The sequence below is a fragment of the Microbacterium sp. K41 genome (assembly GCF_004794395.1).
GTDB lineage: Bacteria > Actinomycetota > Actinomycetes > Actinomycetales > Microbacteriaceae > Microbacterium > Microbacterium sufflavum.
In genome coordinates this window covers 1-11629 of the sequence record NZ_SSDO01000125.1, presented here as the reverse complement: position 1 = coordinate 11629, position 11629 = coordinate 1, and the positions used below count along the sequence as shown (strand labels likewise).

At 71.9% G+C, this 11629-nt stretch carries 12 protein-coding genes; 9 read left to right on the top strand and 3 right to left on the bottom strand.

The window, feature by feature from the left end; genetic code table 11:
• Positions 1-306 precede the first annotated feature (306 nt).
• Positions 307-1164 (top strand): MurR/RpiR family transcriptional regulator, encoded by an 858-nt coding sequence (locus DW309_RS02720; protein ID WP_136034182.1) that lies wholly within the window; start codon positions 307-309, stop codon positions 1162-1164.
• A 15-nt stretch (positions 1165-1179) separates the two neighbouring features.
• Here the strand turns inward: DW309_RS02720 and DW309_RS02715 are convergent, their stop codons facing one another.
• On the bottom strand, positions 1180-2277 hold the full coding sequence (locus DW309_RS02715) for a DUF998 domain-containing protein (protein WP_206251579.1): 1098 nt from the start codon (positions 2275-2277) through the stop codon (positions 1180-1182).
• Positions 2278-2380: 103 nt separating this feature from the next.
• Between DW309_RS02715 and DW309_RS02710 the strand changes: the two genes are divergently transcribed.
• From DW309_RS02710 to DW309_RS02675, 8 genes are all read left to right on the top strand, one after another.
• Positions 2381-3337 (top strand): AraC-like ligand-binding domain-containing protein, encoded by a 957-nt coding sequence (locus DW309_RS02710; protein WP_136034184.1) that lies wholly within the window; start codon positions 2381-2383, stop codon positions 3335-3337.
• Positions 3338-3701: 364 nt separating this feature from the next.
• Positions 3702-4490, top strand: a complete 789-nt coding sequence (locus tag DW309_RS02705) for a MoaF C-terminal domain-containing protein (RefSeq protein ID WP_136044488.1) — start codon at positions 3702-3704, stop codon at positions 4488-4490.
• Between the two features lie 15 nt (positions 4491-4505).
• A complete protein-coding gene (locus DW309_RS02700; protein ID WP_136034188.1) occupies positions 4506-4895 on the top strand; it encodes a nuclear transport factor 2 family protein in 390 nt (129 codons plus the stop codon).
• 50 nt (positions 4896-4945) lie between these two features.
• Entirely contained in the window at positions 4946-6115 is a 1170-nt protein-coding gene (locus tag DW309_RS02695) for an ABC transporter substrate-binding protein (protein ID WP_136034190.1), read from the top strand.
• Between the two features lie 81 nt (positions 6116-6196).
• Positions 6197-7057 (top strand): ABC transporter permease subunit, encoded by an 861-nt coding sequence (locus tag DW309_RS02690; protein WP_136044487.1) that lies wholly within the window; start codon positions 6197-6199, stop codon positions 7055-7057.
• A complete protein-coding gene (locus tag DW309_RS02685) occupies positions 7044-8816 on the top strand; it encodes a branched-chain amino acid ABC transporter ATP-binding protein/permease (protein ID WP_136034193.1) in 1773 nt (590 codons plus the stop codon). Before DW309_RS02690 ends, DW309_RS02685 begins: the two co-directional genes overlap by 14 nt.
• A complete protein-coding gene (locus DW309_RS02680) occupies positions 8813-9505 on the top strand; it encodes an ABC transporter ATP-binding protein (RefSeq protein ID WP_136034195.1) in 693 nt (230 codons plus the stop codon). The genes DW309_RS02685 and DW309_RS02680 overlap by 4 nt, the downstream gene beginning before the upstream one ends.
• 29 nt (positions 9506-9534) lie before the next feature.
• Positions 9535-10185, top strand: coding sequence for an HAD-IA family hydrolase (locus DW309_RS02675; RefSeq protein ID WP_136034197.1), 651 nt, complete (start codon positions 9535-9537; stop codon positions 10183-10185).
• A gap of 35 nt (positions 10186-10220) precedes the next feature.
• On the opposite strand, the gene DW309_RS02670 is transcribed toward DW309_RS02675, so the two are convergent.
• Both DW309_RS02670 and DW309_RS02665 read right to left on the bottom strand, forming a co-directional pair.
• Positions 10221-11036 carry an SDR family NAD(P)-dependent oxidoreductase gene (locus DW309_RS02670; RefSeq protein WP_136034199.1) on the bottom strand — a complete coding sequence of 272 codons (816 nt, stop codon included), beginning with the start codon at positions 11034-11036 and terminating at the stop codon, positions 10221-10223.
• Between the two features lie 58 nt (positions 11037-11094).
• Positions 11095-11629: SDR family NAD(P)-dependent oxidoreductase (locus tag DW309_RS02665; RefSeq protein ID WP_136044486.1), on the bottom strand; the 535-nt coding region annotated here is incomplete at its 5' end.

Below are 11629 nucleotides of genomic sequence, written 5' to 3'. Positions count from 1 at the left end.
CGGGAGCCCGTCGAGCAGCGGGAGGATGGCGTCGAGGGCCGCGGTCACGCCGCCGGCGGACGCCAGACCCGGGGCGCCGAGGCCCGAGCGCTCCACGCGCGGTTCCGCGTGCACGACGACGCGGCAGCGGGACTTGCCGAGATCGACGGTGGCGGTCGGCGGGGCGCTCATCGGCTCTCCTCGGGGACGCGGTGGAAGTAACGAAAAGAGACTACATGCGAAGTAGACTCACTGAAAAGAATTTACCATTCTTGTCACGACCCCCGTCACGACATACTTGAGAATCCCACATCCCCGGAGGACCGATTGAGCATCCAGTCGACGATCGAAGCGGCCGCATCGACGCTGCCGCCCTCGCTCGCCCGCATCGCGACCGTGGTCCGCGAGAACCCCTCGATCGTGATCGACAAGACCATCAACGAGCTCGCCGAGGAGTGCCAGACCTCGGTCGCCTCCGTCGTGCGGTTCTGCCGCGCCATCGGCTTCAGCGGCTACGCCCCGCTGCGCATGGCCCTCGCGACCGAGCTCGGCAAAGAGGCCGCGCAGTTCTCGGCCCGCGGCGCCTTCGGCTCGGAGATCTCCGACGAGGACACGCTGCAGGAGGCGGTGTCGAAGCTCGCGGCGCTGGAGCTCCTGGCCATCGAGGAGACCGTCGCCCAGCTCGACTTCGACGTGCTCGAGGCCGCCATCGACGCGATCGACGGCGCCGACCGCATCCTGCTGTACGGCATCGGCGCGAGCCAGTTCGTGGCGGAGGACCTCGCGCACAAGCTGCTGCGCGTCGGCCGCAACGCGCACGTGCTCGCCGACCCGCACGAGGCCGTCGCGGCGACCGTGCTGCACGCGGCCCCCACCGTCGCGATCGGCTTCTCGCACGCGGGGTCGACGATCGAGACCGTGCGGTTCCTGGAGACGGCGCGCGCGAACGGCGCCGCGACCGTCGCCGTCACCTCGGCCAAGGACTCCCCGCTCGCGCACGCCGCCGATCACGCGCTGTTCACCGAGGTGCGGGAGTCGGCCTTCCGCGCCGGAGCCATGGTCAGCCGCATCGCGCAGCTCACCCTGGTCGACTGCCTGTTCATCGGCGTGGCCAAGCGGCGCTACGCCGAGACCGTCGACGCCCTGCGCCGCACCCGCCAGGCCACGCACGCCCTGCGCGACTGATCGCGCCGTCGCACCTCAGCCGCGTCCGATCGAGCCCGCCGTGCGCAGGAACACGATGATCCAGCTGAAGATCAGCACCGCCGCGATCAGCTCCACGGCCGTGAGGTTGTAGTACCCCACCGCGAAGAACGCGCCGAGCAGCACGATCACCAGCACGTACGCCCAGCCGAGCCCGACGAACACCCGCGGGATGGCGGGCAGAAACCACGGCAGCCCGACCACGACCACGGCGAACACCACGGCCATGCCGGTCGCGACCGTGTTGTGCAGCAGGAAGAACTCGTCCACCGGGAAGAGCCCGACGCACGCGAGGAAGATGCCCATCAGGATCAGGCCGCCGCGCACCACGAGGCGTCCGCGCCGCTCGGCCTGATCGTCGGCGGGCAGACCGGCCGTGGCATACCGCGCGATCGTCGTGACCATCACCCCCGCGATCACCAGCGTCGCGTTGAACGCGACCGAGGCGCTGTTGCTGCTCATCCCGAGCGCCGACAGGTTGTCGCGCCACCAGTGCACGTCGCTCGACGCCAGCATGCTCGCGAACGCCCCGACCACGAGGAACACCGCCAGCACGAGCGACAGCACCATCGGCGTGAGGGCCACCGCGCTGAGGAACGACACGTACGCGGTCAGCGCGAAGGCCACCGCCATCAGGATCGCGCCGGGGAACGGGAACACCGGGGCATCCACGAAGCTGCGCTCCAGCAGTTCCGCGATGCCCAGCCAGCCCAGGTAGGCGATCGCGGCGTGGGCGAAGGCGATCGCGAGCAGGTCGTACCAGCGCAGCCGGTCGCCCGGCACGCTGAAGCCGTCGCGCACGGCGGTGGGGTCGGGCTGCTCTGGCCGCACCGCCAGGCGCCCCAGAGCGAAGGCGAGCGCCGCGGTGGCCGCGCCTCCGTACGCCGCGAACACGCCGATCGACCCGGTGCCGCTGATCGACAGCTGATGGCCCCAGAACACCGGCAGCGCCACGACGAACCCGAGCACCAGGAACGCCGCGCCCACGATGAGGGCCGTCGCCTCGTACACCGCTTCCGGTGTGCCCGGTCCGCGCACCTGGCGCAGCACCCGCAGGACTCGATCCGCGAGCATCCTCATCGCCCCGTCACTCACGGTCCACATCCTAGAAGGCATCCCCTTCGCGCGGTCCCGGTGATACCATCGCGGAACGGATCGTATACAACGTCGTCGTTCCACCAGCCCGAGGTGATCAGTCATGAACGGTGCACTCGCCGCCCCCGCCGAATCGGTGTCGACTCTGGTCGCGCGCAACATCAGCGACTTCCGCGCCGCCGTCTCGGAGTCCTTCGTCCCCCTCCAGGTCACCACCGCGGGTGCCGACCAGTTCCGCGGCGTGATCCGCGGCGCCTCGGTCGACGAGGTGCACGTGAACGACATCCGTGCCACCTCCCACGTGGTCGAGCGCACGTCGGAGCTGATCGCCCGCGGTGACCGCTCGTACTTCAAGGTGAGCCTCATGCTCGCCGGCACCGGGCTGCTCATCCAGGACGACCGGGAGGCCGTGCTGCAGGCCGGCGACCTGGCCGTGTACGACACCGACCGCCCGTACTCGCTCGTGTTCGACCAGGACTTCCGCACCATGGTGGTGATGTTCCCGAAGCACCTCATCAGCCTCCCCGCCGACATGATCGGGCAGCTCACGGCCGTGCGCATCTCGGGGCAGGAGGGGCTGGGCGGCATGGTCGTGCCGTACCTCACGCAGCTCGCGGGCAACCTCGACCAGCTCGCCGGCACGACCGGCGCCCGCCTCGCGCACAGCGCGCTCGACCTGGTCACGACCGTCTTCACGCGCGAGCTCGGGCTCGATCAGGCCTCGGCCGATCCGCACCGGGCCCTCATGCAGCGCATCCGCTCGCACATCGACCGGAACCTCGCCTCGACCGATCTGGGCCCGGCGACCATCGCCGCCGCGCACTTCATCTCGACGCGGCACCTGCACGGGCTGTTCCAGGAGCAGGGTGTCACGGTCTCCACCTGGATCCGCACGCGCCGCCTGGAGCAGTGCCGCCGCGACCTGCTCGACCCGATGCTCGCCGACCGCCCCGTCGCCGCGATCGCCGCCCGCTGGGGCTTCGTCGACGCCGCGCACTTCAGCCGCGCGTTCAAGACCGCCTACGGCATCTCCCCCAGCGAGTACCGCACCGCCCACTGACCCCGTCCGCTGGCCCGCGGTGCGGGATCACAAACGCGCCTCCCACCCCCACCCCCGGCCCGTTTCCCACCCCGGGCCCCGCGGACGCCCCGCACCCGCCGCATCCGGGATCACAAACGCGCCTCCCGCCCCCACCCCCGGCCCCTTTTCCACCCCGCACTCCGCACCCCGCACCCCGCACCGCGCACCCCGGGACGCACCGCACCGGACTTGCCCGGGAGGGCACGCCGGTTGACTCTCGGCGCGCGATGGGGAGCGCGCGCTTGAGCGGCTGCCGGGCCCGGATCGAGCATGAGGCAAGCGCACCGCGATGACGCGGTGCCCGGGGCGAGGAGGCCCCGCCGCGTGCGACGTCAGGACCCCCATGACCGACATCACCGCCGACCCCGCGCTGGACGAGTGGCGCACCTACGACGAGTTCGCCGCCGGCATCGACACGTACCGGCTGCCGAACACCGGACTCGCCGGCACCGCGTTCACGCTCACCCTCGACGACGGCGGCAGCCTCGCGCTCCGCTTCGACGAGGAGTCGGCGCACTGGGACGGCCTCGGCGCCTCGGGCCGCGACCCGTACGACGCGGTCCGCGTGCGCGACGACGTCGTGTTCGTCAACCTGCCGCTCACCAGCCGCGAGCGCGAAGCCCTCACGATCGTGTTCTGCACCTCGACCCGTCGCGCGACCGTCGTCCGCTCCCGCATCGCCGCGGAGGCCGTGGAGGGCACGCCCCAGGTCGGGCAGGACTTCTGGGCCGCGACGATCGACGGGGGCGAGGCGACGGGTGAGGTGCCGGGCCCCAGCCGCGACCTGATCGGCAAGCGCAACGTCTACCGCTACAGCCCGCACCACCTGTACGAGCACGTGTACGTGTCGAGCCAGCGCTACGCCTGGCAGTGCCTGGAGGGTGTGCAGCGCGGCCACGGCGACATGGACCTGTCGACCGTGTGGAAGTTCGCCGACGGCCTGTACCTGTTCTGCTTCCGCGAGTTCCGCATCGCGGTCGCGAGCGTGTGGCTGCACGACCTCGGCTATCAGCTGATGACCACGGGCATCTTCCTGGGCCTCAACGGCGACGGCGAGTCGGAGCACTCCCGCGCCGGCGGCCACATCTACCCGCTGGGCGCCGTCGCCTACCCCGACGTGCAGCCCGTCTGACCCGAGGAGACCCCGATGAGCGATGCAGACCTGGTGCGCGAGCACTACGCCGCCAACGACCGCGGCGACCTCGACGGCATGCTGGCCCCGTTCGCCGCCGACATCGAGTGGACGGAGGCCGCCGGCTTCCCCTACGCCGGCACCTACATCGGCCCGGAGGCGGTGGCCGAGAACGTGTTCGGCCGCATCCAGGAGGAGTGGGACGACTACACCGTCGCGATCGACGAGGTGGTCGACGGCGGCGACGTCGTGGTGGGGATCGGCACCTACTCCGGCACCTACAAGCGCACCGGGCGCTTCTTCGCCGCCCGCGTCGCCCACGTCTGGCGGGTGGCGGGCGGCGAGATCGTCGCCTTCGAGCAGTTCACCGACACCGAGCTCGTGAACCGCGCGCTGCGCGACTGACCACCCACGAACGCGACACAGCACCACCGAACACGAGAGGCAGGAAGCACATGAACAGACGAGCAACCGGCACCGCGGCAGTCCTCGCCGTGGCCGCCCTCGCTCTCGCCGGCTGCGCCGGCGGGGACGGCGCAGGCGGGGGCGACGGCGCCCCCATCGTCGTCGGATCCGTGAACACGATCAGCGGCCCGGCGACGTTCCCCGAGGCCTCGCAGGCGGCCGCGGCCGTCTTCGACGCGTTCAACGACGACGGCGGGCTCGACGGCCGGAAGATCGACTACAAGATGCTCGACGACAAGGGCGACCCGGCCACGGCAACCGCCTCGGCGCGCGAGATCGTCGGCAGCGACGGAGCCGTCGCGCTGGTCGGCTCCGCGAGCCTGATCGAGTGCGAGATCAACGCCAAGTACTACGAGCAGGAGGGCATCCTGTCTCTGCCGGGCATCGGCGTCGACACCGGCTGCTTCGACAGCGACAACATCTCGCCCGCCAACGTCGGGCCGTTCAACGACATGACCCTCACGCTGCAGTACGGCTCCGAGGTGCTCGGCCTGGACGACATCTGCATCCTGCTGGAGATCGCCGGATCCACTCGCCCCACGTATCAGGCGGCCATCGACAAGTGGACCGAGATCACCGGCAAGGAGCCGAAGTACATCGACGACACCGTGCCGTACGGCGCGTCCGACTACACGCCCTACATCGTCAAGGCGCGCGACCAGGGCTGCAAGGCCCTCGCGATCAACCCGGTCGAGCCCGACGCGATCGGGCAGGTCAAGGCCGCCAACGCCCAGGGCTGGGACGACGTGACCTGGCTGTACCTCACCAGCGTGTACAGCGAGAACTTCGCCGACGCGATCGACGACGCCGGTGCGGGCATCTACGTCCCCGCGGAGTTCTACCCGTTCACCGACGACAACGAGATCAACGCCGACTGGCGGAAGCTGATGGAGGCCAACGACATCCCGCTCACCTCGTTCAGCCAGGGCGGCTACCTCGCGGCGACGTACTTCATCGAGGTGCTCAAGAGCATCGACGGCGACATCACCCGCGAGAGCGTCTCGGAGGCCCTGAAGAGCATGGAGCCGATCGAGAATCCGATGGTGGGCACGCCCTACGCCTTCGGCACGCAGAACACCGCGGGCTGGCCGATCATCCTGAAGTCCGGCACCAACGCCTGGGAGAAGGTCGCGGACGACTGGCTGCGCATCGGCGAGTAGTCCCCGCGTCGACGGGCTCGGCGACCCGCCCGGTCGCCGAGCCCGTCGGACACCCCTCCCCCTCACCAGAAAGGACGCCTGATGCTGCAAGGCGCCATCGCCGGTCTCGCCGCCGGCGGCCTCTACGCCGTGCTCGGCGTGTGTCTCACCCTCATGTCGCGGCTCGTGCGCGTCGTGAACTTCGCGCAGGCCGCGACCGGCATGTTCGGGGCGTTCACGGCCGTCTGGTTCGTGCGCGAGCTCGGGCTGCCCATCTGGCTCGGCTCCGTGCTGGGCGTGCTGGTGGCGGGGCTGCTGTCCGCCGCGATCGGCTTCATCGCGGCCACCTGGCTCTCCGAGGCCTCCACCACCACGCGCTCCGCCATGACCGTGGGCCCGCTGCTGCTGCTCATCTCGCTGTCGTTCATCCTGTTCGGCAACAAGCCGCAGCCGTTCACGCCCATCATCGCCGGTCCCGCCTTCTCCCTCGGGGGTGTCGTGATCAGCCAGGTCACGGTCGCGACCGTGCTCATGGCGATCGTCACGGCCGTGGTCGTGCGGGTCGTCCTGCGGCGGACCAGGGTGGGCGCGCAGCTGCGCGCCCTGTCGGAGCGGCCCACCACCGCCGAGCTGCTCGGCATCCGCTCGCGTCCGCTGTCGATCGCGGTGTGGTTCGTGACCGGGGTGATCAGCGCGATCGCGATCATCATCGTCGCGCCCTCGCAGTCCAACGACGCCACCAGCCTGTCGATGCTGATCGTCCCCGCGGCCGCCGCCGCGCTGCTCGGCGGGTTCCGCCGTCTCGATCTCGCCGTCGTCGGCGGCCTGGTGCTGGGCGTGCTCGGCGGGCTCGTCGCCCAGATCGACGAGGTCGCGCTCGTGCGCAACTTCCTCCCGTTCCTGTTCATCGTCGTCCTGCTGCTCTGGACGCAGCGCAAGGAGGTGTGGGATGCCGCTCGCTGACCGCCCCTGGTTCCGTACCACCTGGCCGTTCGCCGTGGCCGCCCTCGGCATCGGCGCCGGCGCGATCCTCAGCGCCGCCCTGCCCGGGTACTTCGTCTTCCTCGCGATCAGCGCGGTGACCGCCGCGATCGCGATCCTCGGACTCGGCATCGTGACCGGCTCTGCCGGCATGATCGCCCTGTGCCAGCTCACGTTCGCCGCGGTCGGCGCGTGGATCGTGTCGCTGCTGAACGTGATGCAGGCGCCGGGCGGCTTCCTCGTCTGGCTCGTGTGCGGCGGGGTCGCGGCTGGCCTCGTCGGGATCCTCGTCGGGCTGCCGGCGCTGCGCCTGCGCGGGGTGAACCTCGCGGTGGTCACGCTGGGCTTCGCGGCCGCCGCCGACGTGACGCTCGTGCAGATCCAGTTCCCCGGATCGGCCGACGGCATCGCGGTCGAGCGCCCCGGGCTGTTCTCCAACGACCGGCAGTTCTTCTTCCTCTCCATCATCGTGCTCGCGGTGTGCGCGCTCGGGGTGTTCTTCCTCCAGCGCGGCCGCTGGGGGGCGAGCTGGAAGGCCGTGGCGTTCTCCGAGCGCGGCACCGCCGCGGCCGGTCAGAGCGTGCGCTCCGCCAAGCTCACCGCGTTCGCGGTCTCGGCGGCCCTCGGCGGCATCTCCGGCGGGCTGCTCGCCGGGCAGGTGCAGCTGCCGTTCGCGTCGAGCTTCACGCCGCTGCAGTCGCTCGCGCTGTACGTGCTGGCGATCATGTCGGGGGCGCACCTGATCGACATGGCCATCTTCGGCGGGCTCCTGTGGGTGCTGGTGCCCGAGCTGCTCAAGCGCTGGGGCGTGCCGCAGGACTGGGGCTTCGTGGTGTTCGGCGTGCTGGGCGTGCAGGCCCTCACCAGCGGCACGAACCTGGGCCAGGGCATCCGCAACCTGATCTACCGCCGCGCCGACCGCCGCACGGCGAACGCCGACCTCACCGCGCTGCCCGACGACGCCGCCGCCGACGCGGCCGCCATCACCACCACGACCACCGCGACCGTCGACGAGGCGGCCCTCGACGGCGCGCCCGTGCTCACGGTCGACGGCCTCACGGTGCAGTTCGGGGCGCTCAAGGCCCTCGACGACGTGTCGTTCACGGTGCCCGCCGCGTCGATCATGGGTCTCATCGGGCCGAACGGCGCGGGCAAGTCCACGTTCGTCGACGCCATCAGCGGGTTCCTGCCGCAGCACGACGGCCGGGTGCTGCTCGGCGACCGCGACCTCGCCGGGCTCTCCCCCACGCGGCGCGCCCGGCTCGGACTGCGCCGCACGTTCCAGCAGGACCGCGTGCCGCCCGCGCTCACGGTGGGCGCGTACGTGCGCTTCGTCGCGCGACGCCGGCTGGCCGCGGCCGACATCGACGAGGTGCTGGCGTTCTTCGGCTGCCCGCCCGCGCGCTCCCGCCTGTCGAGCGTGGACGTGGGGACGCGGCGGCTGGTGGAGGTCGCGGCGAACGTGGCCGCCCGTCCGCGGCTGCTCATCCTCGACGAGCCCGCCGCCGGGCTGTCGCACGAGGAGCATCTCGCGCTCGCCGCGCGGCTGCGGGAGCTGCCCGCCCGCTACGGCGTGGCGCTCATCATCATCGAACACGACCTCGACCTCGTGCGCTCCGTGTGCCCGACCCTCACGGTGCTCGACTTCGGGCGCGTGCTGGCGAGCGGTCCGCAGGCCGAGGTCCTCGCGAACCCCGACGTCGTGAAGGCGTACATGGGAGAGACGGAGCTGCTGACATGAGCGAACTCGTGCTCGACGGCGTCACGGTGAGCCGCGGCGCCGGACCGGTGATCTCCGACGTGTCGCTGCGGGTGTCCGGCGGCGAGGTGCTCGCCCTGGTCGGCCCCAACGGCGCGGGCAAGACCAGCCTGATCGAGTCGGTGTCGGGCGTGACGCCGCACTCGGCCGGGACGATCACGCTCGACGGCGACCCCATCGACCGCCTGTCCCGGGTGGCCAGGGCCCGCCGCGGCATCGTGCACATCGAGCAGGGGCGGGCCGTGTTCCCGTCGCTGACCGTGCGCGAGAACCTCTCGCTCACCGCGCGAACCCCGGCCGAGGTGGACGCCGTGCTCGCCCAGTTCCCCGAGCTCGAGAAGCGCATCGACGCCCCCACCGCCCTGCTCTCCGGCGGCGAGCAGCAGATGGTCGTGCTGGCGAGGGCGTTCGCCGCGAAACCGCGGATCCTGCTGATCGACGAGATGTCGCTCGGCCTCGCCCCCGTCGTGTTCCTGCGGCTCATGCCGATCGTGCAGTCCATCGCGCAGTCCGGGGTGGGCGTGCTGCTCGTGGAGCAGTTCACGCAGCTGGCCCTCGGGCTCGCGCAGGAGGCGGTGGTCGTGGCCGGCGGACGGGTGTCGTTCCAGGGCAGCCCGCAGGCGCTGCAGGACGACCCAGCCCTTCTGCACCGCGCCTACCTCGGCGGCTGAGACGGGCTGCCGGGGGTTAGCCTGAGCGGATGACCGAGATCCTCCGCGCCCGCGCCGCCCTGCTCGACATGGACGGCACCCTCGTCGACTCGACCGCCGTGGTGGAGCGCCTGTGGCTGGCGTGGGCGGAGCCGCACGGGCTCGACCCCGAGACGGTGCTGCGGGTGGTGCACGGACGCCAGGGCCATCAGAGCATGGCGATCCTGCTGCCCGAGCGCGACCACGCGATCAACCTGCACGAGAACGAGATCATGCTCGCCACCGAGGCCGGCGACGTGGACGGCGTGGTCGGCATCGCCGGGGCCGACCGGCTGCTGGCGGCGCTGGAGACGGTGCCGCACGCGATCGTGACCTCGGCGAACGTGGCGCTCATGACCGCCCGGATGCAGGCCGCGGGACTGACGGTGCCCGAGCTGGCGGTGACCGCGGAGAACGTGTCGGCATCGAAGCCCGACCCCGAGGGGTTCCTGCTGGCGGCCCGCATGCTCGGCGTCGCTCCGGCCGAGTGCGTCGTGTTCGAGGACTCCGGCGCGGGCATCCAGGCCGGGCTCGCCGCGGGGATGCGCGTGGTCGGGGTGGGTCGGCACGCGGGGGCGCACGCGCCGACCGTGCACGTCGACGACCTCACCGCCGTGACCCTGACGCACCTCGACGACGGCTTCGAGCTGCGCATCGGCTGACGACGCGGCGACGGCACCCGCCGCCGCGCCCCTGGTCACATGCCGGCGTGGTCGAACGCGATCGTGGGGACGTCGACCACGTGCGAGCCGCCGTCCGCGACGATCACGGCACCGGTGATGTACGACGACTCCCCCGAGCCGAGGAACCGCACGACCGAGGCGATCTCCGCGGGGCGGGCCGGACGCCGCAGCGGCACGTCGGCCGTGACCGTCGCATAGGCCTCCTCGCGGGAGCCGAGACCCGCGTGCGACGCGAACTCGTCCATCTCCTCGTCCGCCATCGGCGTCTGCACCCACCCGGGGCAGATGGCGTTGACGCGCACCCCGTGCCGCCCGTAGTCGCGGGCGAGCGTGCGGGTGAGGCCGATCAGCGCGTGCTTGCCGACCGTGTATCCGGCCACGGACGGCCCCGCGAACAGCCCGGCGAGCGACGACACGACCACCACCTGGCCCTTCGCCTCGATGAGCGCCGGCAGGGCCTCGCGGGCCATCGTGAACGCGGTCGTGAGGTTCGCGCGGATCGCGGCCTCCCAGCTCGCGTCGTCGGTCTCGGCGACGGGCGAGAAACCGTGGCCGCCGGCGTTCGCGACCAGCACGTCGATGCGGCCGAACCGCGCGAGCACCTCGGCGACCGCGGCCTTCGCGGAGGCGGTGTCGGCCGCATCCGCCACGATCGGCAGGGCGCCGACCGCCCGCTCGACCTCCTGCAGCGGTTCGGGACGACGGCCGACCACGACCACGTGCGCGCCCTCGGCCGCGAAGCGCTCCGCGACGGCGGCACCGATGCCCGTGCCGCCTCCGGTGATGACGACGACGCGTCCGGAGACGCTCGATCCGACCACGGTTGCCATGTGTGCTCCTGTTGTGTGTTCTGGCGCGCAGGGCGCCGCGGGGCCGGACGCGGGTGCGTCAGGCGGGGAAACCCGAACGGGCGGTGAAGCCGAAGTCGCTCAGCAGGGTGGTGCCGTTGACCGCCCTGCTGCGCGGCGACACCAGGTAGGTCACGTGCGCCGCCACCTCCTCGGCGGTCTGCACGGGGAAGGCGGGGTCGTCGAAGGCATCGGCGCCCAGGTCGCCGCGGCTCATCGGGGTGTCGACCACGGAGGGGGCGACCGCGTTGACCCGCACCCCGGTGCCGGCCAGGTCGACCGACAGCGCCCGGCCGAACTGCACCAGCGCGGCCTTCGAGGCGCAATACGGCGCCATGCCGGGCGAGGCGACGACGGCCGAGTCGCTCGCGAGCAGCACGACCGAGGCCGAGCGCGCGGCCCTCAGCGTCGGCAGGGCGTGCTTGAGCACGAGGAACGCGCCGGTCACGTTGACGGCGAGCACGCGGTTCCAGTCGGCGAGCGCGGTGTCCTCGACCGCGGTGCCGACGGGGCCGGAGACCCCGGCGCAGCACACGACCGCGTCGAGCCCGCCGAGCGCCGCGACTCCGGCCGCG

Bases quoted from the DNA above. Each gene is read 5' to 3' on its own strand.
- DW309_RS02710 (WP_136034184.1), top strand. From the start codon at position 2,381: ATGAACGGTGCACTCGCCGCCCCCGCCGAATCGGTGTCGACTCTGGTC.
- DW309_RS02705 (WP_136044488.1), top strand. From the start codon at position 3,702: ATGACCGACATCACCGCCGACCCCGCGCTGGACGAGTGGCGCACCTAC.
- DW309_RS02700 (WP_136034188.1), top strand. From the start codon at position 4,506: ATGAGCGATGCAGACCTGGTGCGCGAGCACTACGCCGCCAACGACCGC.
- DW309_RS02695 (WP_136034190.1), top strand. From the start codon at position 4,946: ATGAACAGACGAGCAACCGGCACCGCGGCAGTCCTCGCCGTGGCCGCC.
- DW309_RS02690 (WP_136044487.1), top strand. From the start codon at position 6,197: ATGCTGCAAGGCGCCATCGCCGGTCTCGCCGCCGGCGGCCTCTACGCC.
- DW309_RS02685 (WP_136034193.1), top strand. From the start codon at position 7,044: ATGCCGCTCGCTGACCGCCCCTGGTTCCGTACCACCTGGCCGTTCGCC.
- DW309_RS02680 (WP_136034195.1), top strand. From the start codon at position 8,813: ATGAGCGAACTCGTGCTCGACGGCGTCACGGTGAGCCGCGGCGCCGGA.
- DW309_RS02675 (WP_136034197.1), top strand. From the start codon at position 9,535: ATGACCGAGATCCTCCGCGCCCGCGCCGCCCTGCTCGACATGGACGGC.
- DW309_RS02670 (WP_136034199.1), bottom strand. From the start codon at position 11,036: ATGGCAACCGTGGTCGGATCGAGCGTCTCCGGACGCGTCGTCGTCATC.